Origin of the sequence: Brevibacillus sp. WF146 (assembly GCF_001673705.2) — a bacterium.
GTDB classification, from domain to species: domain Bacteria; phylum Bacillota; class Bacilli; order Brevibacillales; family Brevibacillaceae; genus Brevibacillus; species Brevibacillus thermoruber.
This window is the reverse complement of record NZ_CP109943.1, coordinates 1,100,114-1,123,354: the sequence shown is the minus strand read 5'-3', so window position 1 is coordinate 1,123,354 and position 23,241 is coordinate 1,100,114. Positions and strand designations below refer to the sequence as shown.

The window sequence follows — 23,241 nt, the reverse complement described above, 5'->3', positions numbered from 1 at the left end:
AACAGCCGTCCATCATTATACAAATGTTTCCCGAAAATTACAAGGCATGCATATCCTTTTCCTCCATATTTTTACTCGGACTATTTTTCCCCAGCTCATGCTTGATGAACAGATAGCGCTCGATCTCCCGCAGCAGGTAAAACAGGGCCGCGCGGGTTTCAAACTCCTCCCGCGTCTTGGGCAGGGCCGTCTGCTGGATCTCTTCCCGCATCACCCGCAGCTTGTCCAAAAAGCGGTACGCCGTGTTGCCGGGGTGGATGGCGCGGCTCAGCCGCTCGAGAAAATCGGCGATCTGATGCCCCTGCGGCACCTGCACGTCAAGCGTCGAGACGATCGGCAGCATCCGCTCCAGCAGTTCAAACTGCTTTTCCCGCATGACGAAATACTGGTAGTAGGTGTCGTCCCGGCGGCCGATGCGGTTTTCCACTTCGCGCCAGGCCAGCTCTTTCGCCTGCTGCAGCAGCCTCTCCGTCTCGATCATCTCCCGGCCGTCCCAGTCGCTCTGGCCGTGGCGCAGATAGTAGCAGAACTCCTGCAAAATGACGGCAAAGTTGTTCTCCACCGCCGCCTGCATCGCTTTCAGCTCTTTTTCCATGCTGGGCATGTACAGGTTGGCGAGCAGCGCCACCCCCACCCCGATGGTGAGCAGGGCGAGCTCGTTTGCAATCGTGGCCGCGTCCATCCGCTCGGCGGAGTAGAGATGCAGCAGCACGACCATGCTGCTCACGAATCCTTCCTGAATGCCGAAGCGGACAGCCAGCGGCAAAAAGACCAGAATCAATAGCGTCAGCGCGGCGGGATGATAGCCGAACAGCGCGAACACGCCGATCCCGACCACCAACGCCAACAGGCAGGCGAGGATGCGGTTGACGGCCGCGCGTATCGACTGTCTTCGCGTCACCTGGATGCAGAGGATGGTAATGATGCCCGCCGATGCGTAAAACGCCAGACCCAACTGCTGCGCGATAAAAATAGCCAGGCCTGCGCCGATCGCGGTTTTGATCGTTCGGTATCCAATCTTCATGGCCATAACGTCCCCATCCTTCTCTTCCGGGGTTGTCTCGGGCCGTTTCGGGCCGTGCCGGCGAACAGCCGGCTTCGCCGAAGCGAAACGGCGGAGGCTCCTTTTACGATAGCAAAAACCGGCGGCAAAACAAAGAGAGCCTCTACGATCTCCTGCGCGAGAGCGAAAACAAAAAAGCGGAGGACGTCCTCCGCTCTGATCGCAGCAGCCCGCTGCCGGAAGCGGCGCGGAACCGCACGTCACTTCAGTTCTCTCGCATCCAGCAGCGTTTTCATCAGTTTCGCCGCCTCCGCCCGGGTCAGCGTCTTGTCCGGTTGGAACGCGTCGGCTGATGGGGAAGGAAGCAGTCCGTAGGCATGGGCCAGAGCGACGGCGGGCACCAGCCGTTTCTCCACATCCCGATACGGCGACACGAACAGGTCCGGTTTTTCCAGCAGTTCGCCATATCCCAGCAAACGGGCGGCCATTTCCGCCGCTTCCCCGCGGGTCACCGGGCGATCCGGTTCAAACCGCGTCCCCTCCTCGGGGATCAGTCCGTATTGAATGGCTTTTTGGATGACGCCGTACAGCGGATGTTTCTCGTCGACGTCGGCAAACCGGTACGCCTTGCGGGCTTCGTCGTCTTCGAACGAGGTGATCCGCCGATGAAACCCGATGCGGTTGACCATGCGCGACAGCATCTGCACCATGTCTCCGCGCGTCACCGCCTTGTCCGGTTCCACCTTGCCGTCGGTGACAGCCAGCAAGCCCTCCCGGATGGCGAACTGCAGCGCTTCCTTCTCCGGATGACCGTCAATGTCCTGCGGGATTTCTTTTTGGCGCAAGTCGGCAAAACTGAGCCACTCCCCGGTCACGGCGTCCACGACCCCCTGATCGCCGACGTAGCGGTAGACGAGCAGCGGCTTGAAAGTGCCGGCCGGCATCCCGTTACGCGGCAGCTCCGGCAGGAAATAGGTGAGCATCAGCTTCTTCCGCTCCCGCTCCGCTTTTGCCGCCGCCTTTCGGTCGATCTTGGCCGCCGTCTCCTCCGCTCTGACAGGTCCTTCTTCGAACAGGAGCAGCTCTTCCGCTTCCCCGGTTTCGGGATTGACCGTCACGCGGAACTCCCTGTCCTCGATCGGGACGCCGTCCTTCAGCCAGCCGAACGTAATCGCGAAATTCCGCCCCCGCTCCAGCACCTGCTCCACGTTCGCGCGGGATGGCTCGCGGTCAATGAGATAGATGTCCCCCAGCCGGTCGGACAGCAGCGTTTTTACCAGCTTGACCGCGCTCTCCTGCGCCGCTTTCCACGACACCGCCTTCTCGATTTTCCGTCCTCGTTCGTCGGGATATCCCGGTTCCCCGACGCGGTATTCGACCAATTCCCCGCGGTCGCTGACGCTGATCTCGACCGGCTCCACGTTTTTGCCCTGGACGTGCAGCGGGGTAAATTCAAAACGCCAGTGTCTCGTTTCCACGCCGTCCGGTCCCGAGCTGGAACCGCCGCCCCTGCTGCCCTCGGAACGATAGCTGCCGGGGAGCCGCTTGACCAGTTCTTCCGCGATCTTCTGCGCCTCTTCCTTGCCGATCAGCCTGTCCGCTTCGCGGCTGTTGACCGTGCTCCCCAACGGCTTGATCCCGCCTTCCTCGGCCGGCTCGCCGAGTGCGTTCAGCACCGTTCCGGTCGCCGCGTCCACAAATTGCGGATCGGACTGCCCGTAGCGGTAGACCAGGCGGTACCGGTTCCGGTCCGCCTGGTAACGTCCCGTCAGTTCGTTCGCCCGCGTGTAGACCAGCGACGGCGCTGCTTTTTCCGCCAGCAGCCGCTCCGCCTCGTCGCCCCCGATCGCCGCTTTGGCGTCAGGCAGTTCTCCCTGGTACCACATCCGTAAAAACGAGACCACTTCGCCGTTTCGGCCGACGATCACCTGAAAGCCGTTTTCCAAAAAAGGCGTGTCGCCTTCCATGCGCGTAAAGGAAAAGAGGCGCTCTCCCCACGGATCAAGCGAAATAGGGAGCAGGCCGGGGTATTCGTTGGGCTTGGACAGCTTCTCCCGCTCCGCTTTGGGGACGGCCCGCTCGAGAAACTGCTCCACCGCCCGCAGCGCCTGTTCCTCGCTGACGGCCGGCGACGAATCGCTTTCCCGCTTTTCGCTGTAGTGTGAATACTGCATCAATTGTCCCGTCACCGCGTCGACGGCGGCAGACACATATCCCTCCCTGTCTTTTACCCAGGACAGGCTCCACAGCGGCCGGTCGTATGGCGAATTCCGGCTTTCATCGAGGTACGACGTCCGTTCCATTTTGTAATCCGCCGGTATGTTCAGAAGCTGCCGCACCTGTTGAACCGCTTGCTCCTGCGTCAAGCCGCCCGCCTGCTGCTCGGCGGCGTAGGCTTTCGGCAGGCTGTTCCCCCACACGCCGGCAAACGGGACGGGAACGCCGGTCAGCAGCACGGCTGCCGAAAGTCCCGCCGCCACCTGCAGCGTCTTTTTTTTGGTTGACACGCAAACACCTCTCCCCTCTTCGCTTTGGATATCGATACCATTTTACCATTTGGTATGTACAAGAAACAAATTATTCCATTAAAGGAATGTAAACGAAATCAGCAAGCTCTTTTCATGATTTTCATGCAAAAAAAATCTACCCCGGCTGCACCGCGGGTAGATTGTGGTTGTTGGGTTACACCTGCAGCATCTGCGTGAGCGACTCGGGCGTAACGATGTTGCCCACCAGGAAGTTGCCGAACTCCCCGTAGCGTGCGCTCACTTCGTCAAAACGCATTTCGTAAACGATGTGCTTGAACTCGAGCGGGTCGTTGGCAAACAGGGTCACGCCCCACTCCCAATCGTCGAAGCCGACGGAGCCGCCGATGATCTGCTTCACTTTGCCGGCGTACTTGCGGCCGATCATCCCGTGCGAGCGCATCATCTCGGCACGCTGCTCCATCGTCAGCATGTACCAGTTGTCCTGCAGGTTGCGTTTTTTGTTCATCGGGTAGAAGCAGATGTGCTCCCACTTCGGCAGAATCGGGTAGAGACGCTCCCGGATGTGCGGATTGGACTTCGGGTCTTCGCCGGGATTATGTACGTAGTTGCTCAGCTCCACCACGGAGATGTAGGAGTACGGCGCTTGGGTGTAAGCGGCGAAGCGGGTCTTGTTGAACGCCGTCTTGATCGCGTCCAGCTCCTGCATTGTCGGGCGCAGGAACAGGAAGACCAGATCCGCCTTGTGCCCCAGGATGCTGTAGATGGCGGTGCTGCCTTCCTTCTCCTGTTCGTTTGCCTCCCACTCGCGGATCAGGCCGAGCAGCTCGTCCAGCGCGGCCTGGCGCTCTTCGGCCGAAGCGGCTTTCCACTTCTCCCAATTGATCGTGCGGAAATTATGATAGGTATACCAGCCTTCCAGCGTAAGCAACGCCTCGTTCGTGCTCATCAGGATCAACTCCTTACGGTAATCTGGTGCATTCTCCTTGGACACTCCCAGTATAGCATAACGAACGAGGCGTTATTCGAAACGAATTGGTGAACAAGCGCAGCAAAACGGACCGCTCACACCAGGCGGCCTCTGCCTCTCGTTTCGGCTGCCAGCAGCGCGGCCGCGTCCTTGTCCACGATGACGGTCACGTTCGGATGAAGCTGCAAAAGCGACGCGGGCACGTCGGGCGTCCTCTCCCCTTCCAGCATGCGGCGCACCGCTTCCGCCTTGGCCTCGCCGCTCGCGAGCAGGAGGATCCGCTTCGCCGCCAGAATCGTTTTGATCCCCATCGATACGGCTTTCGTCGGCACCTCGTCGATCGAGTCGAAAAAGCGCGCGTTCGCCTTTATCGTACTTTGCGCCAGCTTCACGACCCGCGTGGTCGTCTCCGCGTCGGACCCCGGCTCATTGAAGCCGATGTGGCCGTTTCTGCCGATGCCCAGCACCTGTATGTCGATGCCTCCCGCCGCCGCGATCGCCTCTTCATACCGCCGGCACTCCGCCTGCAGGTCGGGTGCATCCCCGCGCGGGATGTTGGTCTGCTCCAGCGGGATGTTCACGTGGCGGAAAAAGTGCTCCTGCATGAACGTGCGGTAGCTTTGCGGATGATGCAGCGGCAGTCCGACGTATTCATCCAGGTTGAACGTCGTCACCCGGGAGAAGTCAACCCCCTCCTCGCGGTACAGCCGCGCCAGTTCCCGGTACATGCCGATCGGCGTGCTGCCCGTAGCCAGTCCCAAAACGGCCGTAGGCTTGGCTGCCACCACCTGCGCCACGACGCGCGCCGCCTCTTTGCTCAACGCCTCGTAATTCTCCGCAATCAACAGCTTCATGCTCTCTCCCCCATCCAGCCGTTTCAGTATTTTTTGTCCAGCACCGCTTTTGCCGTTTTTTCCTTGTAGGTCAGCGCTTTCTCCTTGATGCGCATGGCGAGTGCCGTGCACAGGATGTCGATGACGTGAAGCTGGGCGATTTTGGCCGCGAGCGACCCGCCCTGCAGCGGTCCTTCCTTGGCTGCCGTCAGAAGCGTGATGTCAGCCACGTTCGTGATCGGCGAGCGGCGGTAGTGGGTGATGCACAGCACCGTCGCCCCCGCTTCCTTCGCCACTTTCAGCGAGTCAATCGTATCCTTGGTGCTGCCCGACACGGAGATGCCCACGGCCACGTCACCGGGGCCCAGCGTGGCGGCGGCCATGGCCTGCAGGTGCGCCTCGTAAAAGGCGTCCACTTTCAGGCCGAGGCGCAGGCACGTGTATTTGGCATCCTGGGCGGTCACCCCGGATGTCCCCACGCCGTAAAAGTGGATCGTGTTGGCGGCTTGCAGCAGGTCGACACACCGTTCCAGCTCGATCGGGTCGATGAGCGAGCTGGTGTCGCCGACCGCCTGCACGTTGGTGGCCGTCACCTTTTGCGCGATGGTCGCGAGCGAATCCTCCTCCGTTACCTCGCCGTGCAGGTTTTTGACCGGATGGACCAGCTCCTGGGCCAGCGCCAGCTTGAACTCCTGGTAGCTGCGAAAGCCGATCTTGCGGCAGAACCGCAGCACGGTGGTTTCGCCCACGTCCGCTTTTTCCGCCAGGTCGATGACGGAGGAGTAAATCACGCTCTCCGTCTGGCTCAATACGATCTCCGCCACTTTTTGCTCAGATTTGGTAAACGACGGCCGCAAACTCTGAATGCCCAGCAGGGTGGTATTGGTTTTGGCCGCGCCGCCGGACGCTCCGGCCGTCCGCTCTTCCTGATATGCCGTCATCGGTTTCCTCCCCCGTCCATCGCCAAAAGAAAACGGCTGTATTCCTACAGCCATTATACGCAAAAGTGGAGCATTCCGCCATATTTGAAGACAAAAGTGGAGAAGTTCTCCGATTCATACCCGACCGTCCGGATCGTTGGGCAATCCCGTTTCCGCGATCATCCGCCGGTCTTGGGGGCACTTGTCCGGCCGCAAAAAAGGTTCCCGCAAAAAAAGGCCTCCGCCCGGATCCTTTCGATCCGAACGAAAGCCTTCCGACTTGAACCCCGCGCCTGCCGCCTACACGATGACGCGGTACCCGATCAGGATGACGACCACCATCAGCGCGAGGGCACCGACGAAAAATCCGGTGCTGGCTTCCTGCCGGCGCGCCCGTCCCAGCGCCATCTCCATCAGCCCGAAGACGAACAGCCCCAGCACTCCCTTCACGTAGTACAGGACATCTCCCGTGTGGAACTTAAACAACATCCAAGCGCCCGTCACGACGACGATCACCATCATCACGCGCAGAAACATGTGAACGATGTTGCCCACTTTTTCCTTGCCGATACGGAAAAGGATGTACCCGACGATCAGCAGGATGAATGCCACTTCCCAACTGCCCACGTGGGCTTCAAGAAACGCATTGCTCACCATTTGTTCACTCCTTGCCCAGTGCAATCTCCATACCTGTCTCATTATAACAGATCGACAAGGGAAAAGCAGGGCACGCAATGCTTGGCGGTTTTGTGACAGCGAGTGACACTTCCGCGGACAAACAGTACTCCTTGTTTCACCACCCTGCGGTAGAAAAGGGCTGATCGAGCCGTTACGAAGATTGGCTCAGTCGAAAGGCTGGGATTCCTCCAGCTTTTCCGCGATGGCCAACAAGTCCTGCTTGGTAATTTCCGGCGACGACGTCCATACATGATAAAGCAATTTCGCTTCGTCTTTGAAATATTCGATGGACTGTTCCATCGATTCTGTTTTTCCATCCGCTCCCTTTATTTTCCTCAGATGATACAGCGCCTCTCTTTTGCCCACCTTTACTTTTTCCACAGTGTCGTCCGGACCTGCTTCGGTGCTCACATACTTTACTTTCTCAAAATTCTCGATGCGTATCCGTACTTCACCCTTGTGATTCGCGTAGGTGGCGCCCAATTGCTCAATCGTCGGTTCTACTTTCAGCTCCTTCACGATCACGTCTTTCTTTGTCTCTTCCGCTTGCTTATAAAAATCTTCCTTCTTGTAATCGTGGATGATCATATGCTGGACAAACCCTTCTTTAAACGTGTACCCGCCAGTCAGTTCGGCCGGGAAGGCAAACATGTTTCCCGCTTCCGCCTGAATCACCCTACGGTCTGTAGACGTAATCGGCTTTTGGAAGAAAGCAACGATTTTCTGAGGATTATCCGGCACAATGTACACAGCGACAGCGGTGCCCGGTTTGACCGATTCGCGAACCTCCTTCAACATCTGGCCATACGTTTTGTGTTGGCTCGTAACCGGATCCTTGGCTGTCTGGTTGATCTGTACCACTACTTCTCCTTTTTCATTCTTCAGCTCATACACTTTCATGGCCGCGTATGCAGACGTTACCCCAAAGACCAGACACGCCGCTACAATCAATCCGATTTTCTTTTTCACTCGAACCGCCTCCCTTTGATTTTTCCGCTCCCGCAGTTTCTCGAGCACCCGATCCTTGACGTCAATTTTCGGAACGGGTGTATCCATGATCAGATGCTCCACATCACCGAATGGCTTTGTAGGCTTCATTCACTTCCCCTCCTTTCTGCAATTGCAAATAGTGTTTACATTTTCGTAAAGCCCGCTCATATTGTTTTCGCAGGGTTGCTGGTTTTTTGTTTAGCAGTACAGAGAGTTCTTCGTACCCTTTTTCTTCAATCACGCGCAGGATGATCAAATTTCGATCCTCCGCAGACAGACGGGACATCGCCTGATGGAGCGGATAGCTTACCTGCTCGTGATCCACCCGGATCTCTCCTTCGTTTTGACTGACGGCCGCCATTCCTCTTTTCAAGAAAGGGACCATTCGGTATAGCTTTCTCCGATTGATGAGATTCAAGCAGTGATGATAGGCAATCTTGTACACCCACGCTGAAAAGGAAACGGACTTTGTGTACTTGTCGATATGTTCGTATGCTTTGATAAAAACCTCTTGCACGGCATCCTCTGCTTCCTGCCTGTGTCCGAGCATATGATAGCAGTAGGTAAAAATCGGCTGCTGCAAAGCTTCGATGATGTCTCCAAACATCTCCAATGAACCGGAAGACTTGATCTCCTCAATCACCCGCTCGATTTGATCTTTGTCCAAACCGTTCACCTCCTTTGCCAGATATAACAAATCATCCTCCCGTTTTGTGACATTTCGAGAAAAATATTTGCAGAAAAAAAGCGTTCGAGTACCGACGAGCAACAACGCTCCATTCATCGTGTTGTTCCTGGAGAATCGATTCCCATGACCGACTCACGTTTCGGGAAGACTTTACCTGAACGAGACAATCACAATACTTTGTTTAAAAAACAACCTAAATTTTCTAAACTCGATCAGATCTGGCAGGGAACATCACTGGCATGGAAAGAGCCAAAGTTGGGGACTGCCAAACGGAAGAAGGGGGAAAACACCGCACCTATTCGTCGCGAACGCGGCGCTTTGCTCCCGGAAGGACTGCGCGGCGCAAAGGATTTTCTCGATTCGTCCCGAACATATTAGGAAACGACGAACGTGAATCGAGTGATGCCGATGCCCAAGGAAGACCTGTCAACCGAACACTTCGAGCAGTGGCGCTCGTGGTACTTCACCCATGTGGGGCCGCGGGAGCTGCCGCAGGTATGCGCTCGCTACGACCTCTGCCCCCCGGGCTTTCGCAGCGTCAAACATGTTCCCTATCCCACGCTGAACGCGTTCTTTCGCAAACACCTGTTTTGCGGCGGAGAACCCGTGCTGCCGCGCTACCATGCCGCCGCACGCCTGTATGAAACGTACCCTGACCTGGAGAAAAAGATCGCCTCGCTGCCCATCCCCTGTACCCTGGCGGACGCGCTGGCGCTTGAAGCCAGAATCGATCTCGGCGATGTGGTCCTGGGCCTGATCCTCTCGGGCCGCGACGACCTGACGCAGTTGGCGCTGTCCTGCATGAACGAGATGCGTCCATTTGAACCGGCCACGGCCCGCCGCGCGCTGCCGTCCGCCGGCGAGACGCTAGAAAAGGAGAACCGCCGTTTGAAGCGGCTGCTCGAAGACGTGAAAAAAACGACCGCCCGAAAACAGAAGAAATGGGACCGCGAAACGGCTGCACTGCGTGACGAAATCGCCGCGCTGCGGAAAGCGGCCAAGGAAATCGACAGGCTGCGGATGGAACAGGACGCCCGCCTGCAGGCTCAGCTTCAGGAAGAGCGGACGATGCGCCAGGCAGCGGAACGGCACTTGGCCCTCATGGAGCGAAACTGGCAGCGGGCGCTGGAGCAGAATCGAAAGCTGCAAGCGGAGGTCGCAGCATTGACGCAGCGGCTGGAGGAGCAGCGGGAGACGGTCTGCCGGCTGCAGGCGGAGTCAGCGCGCCTGCACGCATTGCCGGCTCCTCCACCCGCGCCGTCCAAACTCCTACCCGACGCGAGCCCCGAACCGGAAGCACTGACCGCTATTGAGCCAGCCGTTTCCCCAAACAGTGACGAGGCCGGCGGCGACGATCCCGGCACCGCACAAGCGGCCCCTAATCCGCAGTTCGATGCTCCCTCCTATCCGCCGGTGGTCCGGGGGATTCTGCGCATTCCCGTACGCGCTTCGTTCGGTCTCTTGTCCACGGAAGACGGCACGGATGTGTACGTCTCGGAAAAGATCCTCCTCGCCATCAAGGCAGAAGACGGCGACGAACTGGAAGGGATGCTGGTCGGAGAGTATTCGCCCGGATTTCCGCAGTACCGGTACCGCGTGCTGCGAAAAGGGGCTGAGCCCTCCCATCACCGTGAACTGCTGGGGATTGTAGACGAGCGCGCCGGCTGGATCGGCGTCCGCGACCTGTACGATGACGATCTGTTTATCCCCCTTCACGCCTACGAACTGGAGAAGGTAGCCCCCGGCGATGTCGTCACGCTGTTGTTTGACGCGGCCCATCCGCACAACAACCGCATCCTGACCGTCCACGAGCATCTGCCGCCGGACGAATCCGGACCGGAGCGCCTCTCCCGCCGCAAAGGGGGACGGACCGAGCATTCCCAAGACGGCGAAGCGGCGGAAGCGGAAGCGACTCCGGCGCTCCAGGATGTTCACGTCTTGATCTGCGGGGCCCAGTCCAACATGGTCGCACAATACGAGGAAGCGATACGGGCCAGGGGAGGCTCCGTCATCGTTCTGGAAAGCCAGCCGCAGACGCTGCAGCCCTATGTGGCCAAAGCGGATCTCGTCATCTGCAACACGCATCAGATCAAGCATTCGTTCTACTGGGCGGTAAAAGAAGAAGCCTCGCGCCAGCAGAAGCCCGTCCGCTACCCGCTCTCGGGCGGCGTTTCCTCCATGCTGCGCGAGGTCACCATGTTTGTGGCGGAAAGTGCGTTTCGCTCCGCGTAGTCGAAAGGCGGCCCCCAACGGGAGCCGCCTCCTTTTTGCCCGTCCTGGTCCGATTTACGCAGGACGGAAGCCTTCGCCCAGCACCTCCTGGGCGGGGCAGAGAATGATAAACGCGTCCGGATCGACGGAGCGCACGAGCATTTTCAGCTTGCTCACTTCGCTTTGGCTGACCACGGCCATCAGCACCTTGCGTTCGTCCCCGGTGTAACCGCCGGCGCCGTCCAGCAGCGTCAAGCCCCGGTCCAGATCAAACAGGATCGCTTCGCGCAGCCGTTCCGTCTGCTCAGAGATGATGTAGGCCACCTTGGAGGTGTTCCAGCCCATCTGCACGATGTCGATTGTTTTGCTGGTGACAAACAGCGCGAGCAGGGCGTACAGCGCCTTTTCCGGATGGAAGACGACGCCCGCCAGCAGGATGACCAGCCCGTCAAAGACGGCGACCGACGCGCCCAGGCTGATCCCCGTGTACTTGTGCAGGATTTGCGACGCGATGGAAAACCCGCCGGTCGACCCTCGGCCGCGAAAGACAATCCCGATGCCAAGCCCGACGCCCATGCCGCCGTAAATGGCAGCCAACAGCGGATTGTCGGTCAGCGGCGGCAGATGGCTGGTCAGCGCCACAAACAGCGGCAGAATGAGGGAACCGACCGCCGCCTTTACACTGTACTGCCGGTCCAACAGCCACAGGCCGAGCAGAAACAGCGGGATGTTAAACGCCCACTGCACGACAGAGGGGGGAAAGCCAAACAGATGGTAACAGATCGTAGACAGGCCGGAAACGCCGCCCGACGCGAGCTGGTTGGGGTTGAGAAACAGGTTGAAGCTGGCGGCCAGCACCAGCGATCCCAGCGCCAGCATGCCGTATTCAACCGCTTTCCGCTGCGGGCTGTTCAAACTTACGGCCGCCCGTCGTTTTCGTGCCACAGCTCTCACTCCTGCCATGTTTTCACGGATACGAAACTGTTCCATACAGTACCATGTTTTTTTCCAAAAAGAAACCCCCGCCAGCTTGGCCGTATCACGCCAGCTTGCCGCGTCACCAGCGGAACCAACCGCCGCGCAATACCGCTCAATACGCAACAACCGGCCCAAAGGCATACGCCCGGCATCCGCCAGACGGAAAGCCAACAGGAGGCACGTTTTGGACAACTGTTATAATATAGAATATTCAGAAAAAATATTGACAACTGCCGCCATCCAATGACATAATAGAAACGGTTCACGGGCAGAGAGCCGACTTTTCGCCCCTCCCTGCCGCTCTGAACCGGTTTCCTTCCCTACCCCGTTTGAATCGGTTCACCATTGGGATTCGCGATCACAGCTTGATATGAAATTTCTGCCTTCATTCGTCCGATCTTCCTCGCCGGAAGACACACGCGAACGACAGCCAGGAAAATGGCAACGGAATCACCTGTTGCGGTTTGCCTGGCTGTTTTTATTTTCATGACGAAAAAGGAGGGATTTCCTTGGACGGCGCACTGCGGGGCATCACGGTTCTCGATTTGACGCGCGTGCTGGCGGGGCCGTTTTGCACGATGATTCTCGGCGATCTGGGCGCCGACGTGATCAAGGTGGAGGCAGTCGGATCGAAAGACGACACCCGCGCCTGGGGCCCCCCGTTTGCTGGCGGGGAAAGCGCCTACTACCTCTGCGCCAACCGCAACAAACGGGCCATCACCCTCAACCTGAAGTCGGCCAAGGGGCAGGACGCGTTCAAAAAGCTGGCCGCCGGGGCGGACGTGGTCGTACAAAATTTCAAAACCGGCACGCTGGAGCGGCTGGGGCTGGGGTACGACACCCTCAAGCGTATCAACCCGCAGATCATCCTCGCCTCGATCACCGGCTTTGGACAGACCGGCCCATACAAAAACGAACCGGGGTACGACTACATCATCCAGGCGATGGCCGGTCTGATGAGCATCACCGGTGACGAACGCTCCGGACCGCTGAAAGTGGGTGTCGCCATCGCCGATGTGCTTACCGGCTTGTACGCAGCGATCGGAATTCTCGCGGCGCTGCACGAGCGCAGCTATTCGGGCGAGGGGCAGCAGCTCGACGTCTCCCTGTTTGACGCGCAGCTCTCGGCACTGGTCAACGTCGCCAGCAGCTACCTGACCACCGGCGCCGTGCCCCGCCGGCTGGGCAATCAGCATCCCCACATTGTCCCCTATCAGGTCTTTCCCACACGGGACGGCGAAATGGTGGTCGCGGTCGGAAACGACGCCCAATTCCGCAAACTGGCGGAGGCCCTGGGCATGCCGGAACTGGCGGCCGACGAACGCTACCGGACCAACGCCGACCGGCTCCGGCACAGAGACGGGCTGGTCGCGGTCATCTCTGCGGTGATGAAAGCCAAACCCACCACTCACTGGAGAGCGCGGCTACAGGCGGCGGGCATCCCCCACGGACCAATCAACGACCTGCAGGCCGTCTTCGCCGATCCCCAGGTGCAGGCTCGAAACATGGTGGTGGAGATGGCGCATCCGACGGCGGGCAGCGTGAAGCTGGTGGGCAGCCCGCTGAAGCTGTCGCGCACCCCGGTGGAGATGAAACGGCACCCGCCGCTGTACGGCGAACACACCACGCAGGTGCTGTCCCGCCTCGGCTATTCGCCGGACGAGCTGGACGAGATGAGACGAAATGGCGACATTTAGGAGACATCTAACCCCAAAAAAAGGAGGCACCCGACGATGATGAACTTTGCCTTGACAGAAGAGCAGGAAGCGGTGCGCAGGATGGTGCGCAGTTTTGTGGACAAGGAAATTATCCCGCACATTCGCGAGTGGGACGCCAACGGCCATTTTGAACCGTCCATCATGAAGCGGCTGGCCGAACTGGAGCTGATGGGCGTCTGCATCCCCGAGCGCTACGGCGGCGCCGGTATGGACTACAACACGCTGGCCATCGTTTGCGAGGAATTGGAGCGGGGCGATACGGCGTTCCGCACCGCCGTCTCCGTGCACACCGGGCTGAACAGCATGACCCTGCTGCAGTGGGGCGACGACTTTCACAAGGAGCGCTACCTGATTCCCCAGGCGCGCGGGCAAAAAATCGGCGCCTTTGGCCTGACCGAGCCCAACGCCGGATCAGACGTGGCCGCCATGGTGACCACGGCGCGGCGCGACGGCGACGACTACATCCTGAACGGGGCGAAAACCTGGATCTCCCTCTGCGACATCGCCGACCACTTCCTGATCTTCGCCAAAACGGACAAGGATAAGGGGCACCACGGCATAAGCTGCTTCATCGTCGAACGCACCTTCCCCGGCGTCACCACCCGGGCGATCAAGGGCAAGCTGGGCATCCGCGCCGGCAACACCGGCGAAGTGATTCTGGACGAGGTGCGCGTGCCCAAGGAAAACCGGCTGGGCGAAGAAGGGGAAGGCTTCAAGATCGCCATGTCCGCCCTGGACAACGGCCGCTTCACCGTCGCCGCCGGGGCCTGCGGCCTGATCAACGCCAGCCTGGAAGCCAGCCTCGCTTACTGCCGCGAGCGGAAGACCTTCGGCAAGGAGATCGGCAGACACCAGTTGGTCCAGCAGATGATCGCCAGGATGGCGGCCAACCTGGAGATTTCCCGGCTGCTGGTCTACCGCGCCGGCTGGCTGAAAAACCTGGGCAAGCGCAATACTCGGGAAACCTCGCTCGCCAAGTGGTTCGCCTGCGACGCGGCGTTTGAGGCGGCCAACGACGCCGTGCAGATCCACGGCGCCTACGGCTACTCCAACGAATATCCGGTGGAGCGCTACCTCCGCAACGCCAAGGCGCCGGTCATCTACGAAGGGACGCGGGAAATCCACACGATCATGCAGGCCGAATACGCGCTGGGCTACCGGCGGGACAAACCGCTGCGCCGCATGCTGCCGGCCTGGCCGTTTGCCCAAGAGGGAGAGGCCGAGAGGTGAAGGAGACCTTTCTGGCCGTTTGAACGGAAAATGATTCGACAAAAAGAAAGAATCGACGCGGCAAAAAAGACCGTATCCCCGGGCAGGGATATGGTCTTTGCGCTGCGAACCAGTCATCAAAACGTAAAGTGGTTGATCATTAGCAGAAAGGTGGCGCAGTCATGCCGTTGCCCAACACGTACTTTATTGCCGGCCACGCCAGGCTCCCGCAGGGGATGGCGGCCAAAAGCGTGTTTGACTCCCTGACGATTACCGCCGAGGTGGACAAGCGATACGGCGTGATCGTGGAGGCTTCCTGCACACTGGCGACCGAGCACGGCCGCGATTTTGTCGGCCGGCTGCTCAGGGGGTTCAGCCTGAAAGACGGGGTGGACGAACCGATTCAGCACCTCCTGACCCACTACCGGGGAAAGGCGGCCAACGCCCTGGTGGCGGCGCTGAAGGACCTGCACGCGCAATACGAACTGCTGCACGCCGCCAAGGGAAAAGACTAGAGGGGAGCGTCTGCCCTTCCCTCTAGTCTCCCGTCTGTCGGATGGTCGCCAAAATCATGCCGGCGATCACCCGGTCCCCCCGCTCCACTTCCAGCGAATCGGCATACCCCGTCACCGGCGACAAGATGTCAAACGACAAGCCGTCTTGGACCAGTGAGAAGAAGACCTCTCCTTCTTCCACCTTGTCGCCCTTACGGAACCGGATGCGTTCCACCGTGCCGGCAAAGGGGGAAATTACGTCATATGTTACGCCCAATCTGCTCACCCCGACTCATCTTCTCTTGGATTTCCTGAAACTTTCGGCTGATGGTGGATTGGCTCACTCCCAGCACCTTGGCCGAAAAAGGTCCCTTCATGCTCCAGCTCCATCAGGTTGAGCCCGATCAACTGCTCCTTACTTTTTCGTCTTCTCTCATTCTAGTCATCATAATCTGGTACAAGATACAGTTCCGGGATTGGCAATGAATGAGCAATAAAACCAGCGGGCGGCCGTGCTCCCGCTGGTTTTGCATATGCGCCGGTTACCGGGTATCCGTTTGCGCCGTGAAATGATGCCGGAATTGTTCCCGCAAGGCCCGTTTCAGGAACTTTCCCACGGTTGTCTTGGGAATCTCGCTCATGAAGACGATGTCATCCGGCAGCCACCATTTGGGAAACTGGGGAGCCAGGTACGCGAGCAGCTCTTCTTTGGTCACCTTGTCCTTGCTGGCCTCCTTTGGCACCACGCAGGCCACGGGCCGCTCGTCCCACTGCGGATGGGGAACCCCGATGCAGGCCGCTTCCAGCACGGCCTCGTGTGCCATGAGAGCGTTTTCAAGATCGACGGAAGAAATCCATTCGCCGCCGCTCTTGATCAAATCCTTCGTCCGGTCGACCAGCTTGATGGTCCCTTCTTCGTCAATCGTCGCCACGTCCCCTGTATGCAGCCAACCATCCTGAAACGCCTCTCGGGTTCGTTCATCCCGGTAATATTCGTCGGCAATCCACGGTCCGCGGACGAGCAGTTCCCCCATTTCCTTTCCATCCCATTTCACTTCGCCATGGGGTCCGACCACCTTGACTTCCAGCCCGGGTACCACCATGCCCTGTTTGGCGTACAGATCCAGTTTGGTTTCGAACGGCAGCTCCTGCTGGTAGCTTTTCAAGCGGGAAACGGTAACAAGGGGGCTGGTTTCGGTCATGCCATACGCATGCAGAACGGGGATATTGAACTGCTCCGCAAACGCCTTGATCAACCCTCTAGGCGCAGCGGAACCGCCGCAGACGATGCCGCGCAGGCTGCTGGTGTTGTAGCGCCCCTTTTCAAGCTGCTGGTACAGCCCCAGCCAGATCGTCGGAACGCCTGCGGCAACGGTTACCCTTTCGGACTCGATCAATTCGGCCAGGATCTGCGGGGTGAATCTCGGGCCGGGCAACACTTGTGTCGTCCCAAACCACGCAGCGGCAAACGGAAGTCCCCAGGCGTTTACATGAAACATGGGAACGACCGGCATGCAGACATCGGACTCGGACAGCGCAAGGGAATCTGCCAGCCCAATTCCCATGCAGTGCAGGACAATGCCGCGGTGCGTGTACACAACTCCTTTCGGCTTCCCCGTTGTGGCTGACGTGTAGCACATACCAGCAGGATCGTTCTCCTGAATATCGGTGGGGTATTGATAGTGGGGATCGCCCTCCTGCAGCAACGCTTCATACGAATAAAGAGGCTCGAGGCTGGAGGCGGGCAGTTCGTCGTGATCCGTCATGAGGATGTAAGCCTTCACCGTATGGAGGTGATCCTTGCAGCGCTCGATGAGCGGCAGCAGGTCATCGTCGATCAGAAGCACCTGATCTTCTGCATGGTTGATGATGTACGTGATGTGTTCGGGGGAAAGACGAATGTTGATCGTATGCAGCACAGCTCCCATCCCCGGGATGGCGAAATACGCCTCGAGATGTCGATGGTGATTCCACGCCAGTGTCCCCACGCGATCGCCGCGTTTGACGCCCAGTTTTTCCAGGGCACTCGCCAGCCGGCGCGTTCGTTTGCCGATCTCTTCATACGTAAACCGATACATCCCGGTCGCCGTTCGGGAGATCACCTGTTTCCTGGAAAAGTATTGTTCCGCCCTCTCCATCAACGGCGCGATGGTCAACTGGACATTCATCATGCGCCAACACCCCCTGCACAAATATTTGTTTGTATGTTTTGAATATATATACTATTCTATACTCTTTCCCCAACCATAATCCTTCTGGAAACGGCGGAAATGGACAATCGAAAAAAAATAGTGGAGATCATCATATGATCGGACGGAATAGTTTAACTAAAATGAAATTTTATCTACTTTTGTGAAATGATAAATGGTATAATTTGAATAGACGAAATGTTTCGAGTGTTGACGAGGCCCATACAGGAGCGTCCAACACCGGCACTTTACGAGGAGGATGCAGCAATGTCTCAACCCATTGATCACGCACAGAGACGACGTATCACAAGCAACATCTTCAAGGGGTCGGTCGGAAACCTGATCGAATGGTACGACTGGTACGTCTATTCCGCTTTCGCCGTGTATTTCTCGGCGGAGTTCTTCCCCAAGGGAGACCCGACCATCCAACTGCTCAACACGGCGGCCATCTTCGCCGTCGGCTTCCTGATGCGCCCGATCGGAAGCCTGCTGATGGGCCGCTACGCTGACCGCCATGGCCGCCGTGCCGCGCTGACGCTTTCCATTACCATCATGGCCAGCGGTTCGCTGATTATTGCCTGTACCCCCGGCTACAGCACCATTGGCGTGCTGGCTCCCATCATTCTGATTTTTGCACGTCTGCTCCAGGGATTGTCACTGGGCGGCGAGTACGGAACTTCGGCGACGTACCTGTCCGAGATGGCCAGCAGCGGCCGCCGCGGCTTCTACTCGAGCTTCCAGTACGTCACGCTTGTTGCCGGACAGTTGGTGGCACTGGGGGTTCAGATCATCCTCCAGCAGGTGCTCAGCGAACCCGATATGAAGTCCTGGGGCTGGCGCATTCCCTTCGTGATCGGCGCTATCGGAGCATTGGCCGTATTGTGGCTGCGCCGCACGATGGACGAATCGGAGCAGTTCTCCAAAATGGGTTCCGAAAGCCGGGCGAGCGCCGGAACCATTCGGGCTCTGATGAAACACCCCAAGGCGGTACTGACCGTGGTCGGACTGACGCTCGGCGGAACCGTCGCCTTCTACACCTACACGACGTATTTGCAGAAATTCATGGTGAATACGGTGGGCCTCGACAAAGAGGTCGTCAGTTGGATCAACTTTTTTGCCCTGCTGGTATTCGTCGTGCTTCAACCGATCGCCGGCCTGCTGTCTGACAAGATCGGACGTCGCCCGCTGCTGATTGGTTTCGGCATCCTGGGAACGCTGCTGACGGTGCCGCTGTTCCTGCTCATGGAGCAGACGACGAACCCGGTCGCCGCTTTCCTGCTGATGATGACAGGTCTCATCATTGTAACCGGTTACACGTCCATCAATGCGATCGTGAAAGCCGAGCTCTTCCCGACAGAAGTCCGTGCTCTTGGCGTGGGCTTCCCCTACGGCGTCACCGTAGCGGTGTTCGGCGGGACGGCGGAGTTCCTCGCGTTGTGGCTGAAGAGCATCGGAACAGAGTCGCTCTTCTACTTCTACGTCTCCGCCTGCATCGCCGTGAGCTTTATCGTCTACTGGCGCATGGACGAGTCTTCGAAAATCTCCCGCATCGAAGCCGAACTGAATCATAACCGGAAAAAATAGCGGACAGGGAACCATCGGTACACGGCAGTTCACGCTGCTCCATCACGTCGTGCAATCAGCGTAGTGAGCCCTCGGTTTTGCCGGCAGGCAAGGCCGAGGGCTCACCTTCGTTTGGGGCGTGCGCGCCCGTCTCCCCTGTCACATCGGCGTTGCATAATCAGGTGCGAACAGTTTTTTCAGCACCAGCGTGACGGCGCCGATGGCCGTGGCGTGATCGCCCAGCCCGGAGAGCGTGATGGACGCGGCTTCCGCGGGCGTCTGCAGCGCCCGGGTGCGCACCGTCTCGTTGACCGCCTCCAGCAGAAAATCTCCCGCTTTGGCCACTCCTCCGCCGATGATCACCCGCGCCGGATTGAGGAAGTTGATCACGGCGGCGATCCCGATGCCCAGGTAACGGCCCGCAGCCTGCAGCACCTCAATGGCCAGCGCGTCCCCCTGCAGCGCGGCCGCATGGACGGTTTCGCCCGTGATCGCATCCGCGTCTCCGCCCGCCAGTTCGGCGATGATGCTTGTTCGGCCCCGCTGCATCTCCGCCTTGGCCCGGCTGGCGATCGCCGGACCGGAGACGAGGGCTTGCAGGCAGCCGTAGTTGCCGCAGCTGCACTTCGGTCCTTCGGGATCGACGGTGATGTGCCCCAGCTCGCCGGCCGTGTGGGTGGTTCCGTCAAACAGCTTTCGGTCGATAATAATCCCGGCCCCGACACCGCGCCCCACATTGACGCAGACGAAGTGATCGATTCCCCGGCCGCTGCCGAACCAGCTTTCGCCCAGCGCCATGGCCCGCACGTCATTTTCCACTTCGACGGGCAGCGCAAACGCTGTCTGCAGCCAATCGCGAATCGGAATGTTCCGCAGGTTCAGGTTGGGGGCGTAGATCGACACCCCTTCGGCCGGGTTGACCAACCCGTGCATCCCCACGCCAATGCCGATCACGGACGCTTTGTTCAGCCGATTCCGGTCCATGATGCCGCGGACGGCCTCTGCCAACAGCGCAAGCAGCCGTTCGTTGGACAGGTCGGCGGGCATGCTGACCCGGAGCGAGTCGAGAATCTCCGCGTCCAAATTGGTCAGCACCAGCTTGATGTCGCGCGCTCCCACGTCGATGCCGATGACCTGAAACGCCTGGGAATGGATGCGCAGCAAAATGGGTTTGCGGCCGCCGCTTGAGGCGCCCAGATCGCTTTCGATCACCAGGCCGGATTCCAGCAGTTCGCCGACAATGTTCGTGACCGTCGGAGCGGTCAACTGCGTCCGTTTCGCAATGTCGGCGCGGGAAATGGGGCCTTCGGTGCGGATGACGTTCAAGATCAGCGACTTGTTCAGCGATTTCATCAATTGAAAGCTTCCTGCCATGCCTCGGACCATGCGTTTCCCTCCTTTCCGTCAGCGTGCCCGATGTGCGCAACCCACACACCAGTGATACCACATGCCGCTGTCCGGCGCCAGTCCGGTCGTTTGTTCCGCCGCTTCCCGGCCTAGCGGATCAGGATGTCCGGCCGCAGGTAGGTCCGGCCCTCGCTTGCCGCCTCCATGTACACCCATTCGCCCGTGTGCGTGATGAATTCAATGTCCGCTTCGTGAACGAGGAAGGTATCTTCCATCTTGATGCCGCGGATGGCCGGATTCCAGGCGAAGGCCTGCTGCGCCTGGACAACGCCTTCTCCTCCCGGCACCACGAGCAATTCACGGGAAGCGTAGCCGCTCGGCCCTCCCTGGTGCAGCAGCCGCCAGTCGTCCGGGTACCCTACCCGTTCGTACGCTTCGATCCCCCGCTGCAGGATGTCGGCCATCTTCGCTCCCGGCCTTGTCGCCGCAATCATCGCGATCTCGATCTCCGCCAGCTTCCGCTTGTTTTCTTCCAAGGCGGGCGGCAGGTCACCGAAATGGACAAAACGGGTGGCGTTCGCCACCAGTCCCCCCTTTTCCGCGCACAACACGAGCATGGCGTAGCGGTCCAGCCTCTTGTCCGTAGGAATCGGGTGCCGATAGCGGTAAATCCGCTCGTCCGTGGCGACCAACAGCACCTGCGGGTTGATTCCTTCTCTCATCACCTTGGCCGCGAGATGGGCGGCGATTTCGTGCTCCGTCCACCCCCGCTGCAGCTCCCGGCAGGCGGCCTCGAGCGCTTTTGCCGCCGTTCGCCCCAGCCGGCGGTAGCGCTCCATCTCCTCCTCCGTCAGCGTGTACCGGACCTGCGCCAGTTCGTTCGCCACATTGGGCAGGTGGTGGAACCACACGTCGGCACCCACCGCTTTTCCCGCGCACAACTGCAGGATGGCGGCATCGTTCCCCTCGTACCATTCAGGCGTGACGAACTCGCAGCCGAAATCGGCCATCTCCTCGTCACGGATGCGGGCGGCTTCCATCCGCGATGTAATGCAGTAAATGCGGTCGGACAGGATCAGCAGGTCCGCCACGCCCAACGCCGTCGTGCTGACAATGTGGTTGTCTCCTCCCCCGGTCGCCCAGGCGAAATTGGCCCGTGTGCGGAGCAGCACCCCATCCAGCTTTCGCGCTTTCAGAAACGCCCGTATTTTCGCTACCGCCGCGTCAGAGGGCATGGCATCGGTCACTTCCTTCCGCCTTTTGGATGAACTGCAGGACGTCCGTTTTCAAGCGGTTGAGCCGTTCGCTCGCGTCTGCCGGGTCCGTTCCCTTTACGCCGAAGTAAAACTTGATCTTCGGCTCCGTGCCGGAAGGACGGGCCGCAAACCACGAACCGTCCGCGAGCAGGATTTTGATCACGTCGGCCGGAGGAAGCCCCTCGATTCCGGGCAGGTAATCCTTGCGTACGGCTACCGGAACATCGCCCACCCGTTCCGGAGGCTGCTTGCGCAGATGCTCCATCAGCCGATGGATTCGTTCCGCCCCCTCCCTGCCGTTCCACGTGAACGAAACCAGATCTTCCTGATAGAACCCTACCTGTTCATACAGCTCCAGCAGCACCTGATGCAGGCTCCGCCCCTGTTTGGCGTAGTAGGCCGCCATCTCCGCCGTCAGCATGCACGCCTGGACCGCGTCCTTGTCGCGGCAGAAGTCGCCGATCAGATAGCCGCAGCTCTCCTCGTAGCCAAAGAGGAACGTCTTTTCCCCCGTCTCTTCCCACCTCCTGACGGCTTCCGCGATATGCTTGAAGCCGGTCAGCGTCTCCACCGTTTCCACGCCGTACCGGGCGGCAATCGCGGTCCCCATCTCCGACGTGACGATCGTTTTCACGATCACGCTGCTGCCGGGCAGCGCATGTCGTTCCGCCCGCTGGGACAGGATGTAGGCGAGCAGCAGCGCTCCCAACTGGTTGCCGGTCAGGCAGACGAATGAGCCGCTGCCGTCCCGAACCGCGACGCCAACGCGGTCAGCATCGGGGTCGGTAGCCATGACCAGGTCGGCTCCCGCCTTTTCGGCCGTCTCGATCGCCAAGGCGAACACCGCCGGGTCTTCCGGATTGGGAGAGGCCACCGTCGGAAAATCAGCATCCGGCCCTTCCTGCTGCGGTACGACGGTCACATGCCGGAAGCCGATGTCACACAGGGCCCTCCGCACCGGCACGCTGCCCGTTCCGTGCAGCGGCGTGTAGACGACGCGGTAGTCCGCGTTGTTCTCCCGGGATTGGAACGCCAACGTGCGCAGCCGGGCGGCATACGCCTCGTCCACCGCCGCGCCGACCTCTTCCAGCAGCCCCTGTAACACCGCCGCCTCCGCGTCCGCCAGCGGTACCGCCAGTTCGTCCACGTCCGCCATTTCGTCCGAGATGGCCTCCGCCACGCCGGCGGTGATCTGGGCACCGTCGGCTCCGTACAGCTTGCAGCCGTTGTATTCGGGGGGATTGTGGCTCGCCGTGATCATGATCCCGGCGGCCGCCCCCAGATGGCGGACGGCAAAGGACAGTTCGGGCGTGGGGCGCACTCCCTCAAACAGGTACGCCTTTACCCGGTTGGCCGCCAGGACCAGCGCCGCCTCCCGGGCAAATGCGGCAGACTGCCGGCGGGAGTCGTACGCGATGACCACTCCCCGCCGCATCGCGGTTTCCCCCTGCCGGGCGAGGAAGCGGGCCAGGGCCTGGGTCACCTTGCGGACCGTGTAGCGGTTCATCCGGTTGGTGCCGGCCCCCAGAACGCCGCGCAGCCCGCCGGTGCCGAATGTCAGCGACCGGTAAAACCGATCTTCGATTTCACGCTCGTTTCCTTCGATCAGGAGCAGTTCCCGTCTCAAGTCCGGATCCAGCTCTTCATGCCGAAGCCAGCGTCCGTATTCTGCCTTCGCGTTCATTTCACATCTGCCCCTCCTCTCCCC

20 protein-coding genes are annotated in these 23,241 nt (G+C 59.7%); 6 read left to right on the top strand and 14 right to left on the bottom strand.

Going from position 1 to position 23,241, the window contains the following annotated elements:
- Positions 1-37: 37 nt before the first annotated feature.
- The 8 genes from A6764_RS05470 to A6764_RS05435 all read right to left on the bottom strand — a co-directional run bounded on the left by A6764_RS05470 (position 38) and on the right by A6764_RS05435 (position 8,547).
- The gene (locus A6764_RS05470) at positions 38-1,030 is read right to left on the bottom strand and encodes an aromatic acid exporter family protein (RefSeq protein WP_413541972.1); all 993 of its coding nucleotides are present in this window, start codon (positions 1,028-1,030) and stop codon (positions 38-40) included.
- A 233-nt stretch (positions 1,031-1,263) separates the two neighbouring features.
- Complete coding sequence (locus A6764_RS05465; RefSeq protein ID WP_065067134.1) at positions 1,264-3,510, bottom strand: S-layer homology domain-containing protein; 2,247 nt, start codon at positions 3,508-3,510, stop codon at positions 1,264-1,266.
- 175 nt (positions 3,511-3,685) lie between these two features.
- Positions 3,686-4,438: a hydrogen peroxide-dependent heme synthase gene (hemQ, locus tag A6764_RS05460; RefSeq protein WP_029098499.1), complete on the bottom strand. Its 753-nt coding sequence runs from the start codon at positions 4,436-4,438 to the stop codon at positions 3,686-3,688.
- Positions 4,439-4,554: 116 nt separating this feature from the next.
- Positions 4,555-5,313 (bottom strand): glucosamine-6-phosphate deaminase, encoded by a 759-nt coding sequence (nagB, locus tag A6764_RS05455; RefSeq protein ID WP_065067135.1) that lies wholly within the window; start codon positions 5,311-5,313, stop codon positions 4,555-4,557.
- Between the two features lie 23 nt (positions 5,314-5,336).
- Positions 5,337-6,233, bottom strand: coding sequence for a MurR/RpiR family transcriptional regulator (locus tag A6764_RS05450; RefSeq protein ID WP_029098497.1), 897 nt, complete (start codon positions 6,231-6,233; stop codon positions 5,337-5,339).
- A gap of 279 nt (positions 6,234-6,512) precedes the next feature.
- Complete coding sequence (locus A6764_RS05445) at positions 6,513-6,866, bottom strand: YisL family protein (protein WP_413541971.1); 354 nt, start codon at positions 6,864-6,866, stop codon at positions 6,513-6,515.
- Positions 6,867-7,055: 189 nt separating this feature from the next.
- The gene (locus A6764_RS05440) at positions 7,056-7,988 is read right to left on the bottom strand and encodes a hypothetical protein (protein WP_083989807.1); all 933 of its coding nucleotides are present in this window, start codon (positions 7,986-7,988) and stop codon (positions 7,056-7,058) included.
- Positions 7,963-8,547, bottom strand: coding sequence for an RNA polymerase sigma factor (locus A6764_RS05435; protein ID WP_029098494.1), 585 nt, complete (start codon positions 8,545-8,547; stop codon positions 7,963-7,965). The genes A6764_RS05440 and A6764_RS05435 overlap by 26 nt, the downstream gene beginning before the upstream one ends.
- Positions 8,548-8,691: 144 nt before the next feature.
- On the opposite strand from A6764_RS05435, the gene A6764_RS05430 reads away from it, so the two are divergent.
- Positions 8,692-8,946, top strand: coding sequence for a hypothetical protein (locus tag A6764_RS05430; protein WP_141669664.1), 255 nt, complete (start codon positions 8,692-8,694; stop codon positions 8,944-8,946).
- A 12-nt stretch (positions 8,947-8,958) separates the two neighbouring features.
- Positions 8,959-10,800: a DUF2325 domain-containing protein gene (locus A6764_RS05425; protein ID WP_065067137.1), complete on the top strand. Its 1,842-nt coding sequence runs from the start codon at positions 8,959-8,961 to the stop codon at positions 10,798-10,800.
- A gap of 54 nt (positions 10,801-10,854) precedes the next feature.
- Here A6764_RS05425 and A6764_RS05420 read toward each other — a convergent pair whose 3' ends face one another.
- Positions 10,855-11,724, bottom strand: coding sequence for a YitT family protein (locus A6764_RS05420; RefSeq protein WP_029098491.1), 870 nt, complete (start codon positions 11,722-11,724; stop codon positions 10,855-10,857).
- 542 nt (positions 11,725-12,266) lie between these two features.
- Between A6764_RS05420 and A6764_RS05415 the strand changes: the two genes are divergently transcribed.
- From A6764_RS05415 to A6764_RS05405, 3 genes are all read left to right on the top strand, one after another.
- Complete coding sequence (locus A6764_RS05415) at positions 12,267-13,454, top strand: CaiB/BaiF CoA transferase family protein (RefSeq protein ID WP_065067138.1); 1,188 nt, start codon at positions 12,267-12,269, stop codon at positions 13,452-13,454.
- A gap of 39 nt (positions 13,455-13,493) precedes the next feature.
- Entirely contained in the window at positions 13,494-14,705 is a 1,212-nt protein-coding gene (locus tag A6764_RS05410; protein ID WP_029098488.1) for an acyl-CoA dehydrogenase family protein, read from the top strand.
- Between the two features lie 161 nt (positions 14,706-14,866).
- Positions 14,867-15,199, top strand: coding sequence for a DUF3870 domain-containing protein (locus tag A6764_RS05405; RefSeq protein ID WP_029098487.1), 333 nt, complete (start codon positions 14,867-14,869; stop codon positions 15,197-15,199).
- A 22-nt stretch (positions 15,200-15,221) separates the two neighbouring features.
- Here A6764_RS05405 and A6764_RS05400 read toward each other — a convergent pair whose 3' ends face one another.
- Together A6764_RS05400 and A6764_RS05395 are read right to left on the bottom strand one after the other, a co-directional pair.
- Entirely contained in the window at positions 15,222-15,464 is a 243-nt protein-coding gene (locus A6764_RS05400) for a biotin/lipoyl-containing protein (RefSeq protein WP_255309678.1), read from the bottom strand.
- A 256-nt stretch (positions 15,465-15,720) separates the two neighbouring features.
- A complete protein-coding gene (locus A6764_RS05395) occupies positions 15,721-17,349 on the bottom strand; it encodes a long-chain fatty acid--CoA ligase (RefSeq protein ID WP_029098481.1) in 1,629 nt (542 codons plus the stop codon).
- Between the two features lie 285 nt (positions 17,350-17,634).
- Between A6764_RS05395 and A6764_RS05390 the strand changes: the two genes are divergently transcribed.
- Positions 17,635-18,951: an MFS transporter gene (locus A6764_RS05390; RefSeq protein ID WP_065067139.1), complete on the top strand. Its 1,317-nt coding sequence runs from the start codon at positions 17,635-17,637 to the stop codon at positions 18,949-18,951.
- A gap of 138 nt (positions 18,952-19,089) precedes the next feature.
- Here A6764_RS05390 and A6764_RS05385 read toward each other — a convergent pair whose 3' ends face one another.
- The 3 genes from A6764_RS05385 to A6764_RS05375 all read right to left on the bottom strand — a co-directional run bounded on the left by A6764_RS05385 (position 19,090) and on the right by A6764_RS05375 (position 23,217).
- Complete coding sequence (locus A6764_RS05385) at positions 19,090-20,316, bottom strand: ROK family transcriptional regulator (protein ID WP_065067140.1); 1,227 nt, start codon at positions 20,314-20,316, stop codon at positions 19,090-19,092.
- Positions 20,317-20,426: 110 nt separating this feature from the next.
- Positions 20,427-21,524: a M24 family metallopeptidase gene (locus A6764_RS05380; RefSeq protein WP_218059929.1), complete on the bottom strand. Its 1,098-nt coding sequence runs from the start codon at positions 21,522-21,524 to the stop codon at positions 20,427-20,429.
- Positions 21,502-23,217 carry a phospho-sugar mutase gene (locus A6764_RS05375; RefSeq protein ID WP_264622438.1) on the bottom strand — a complete coding sequence of 572 codons (1,716 nt, stop codon included), beginning with the start codon at positions 23,215-23,217 and terminating at the stop codon, positions 21,502-21,504. Before A6764_RS05375 ends, A6764_RS05380 begins: the two co-directional genes overlap by 23 nt.
- Between the last annotated feature and the right edge of the window lie 24 nt (positions 23,218-23,241).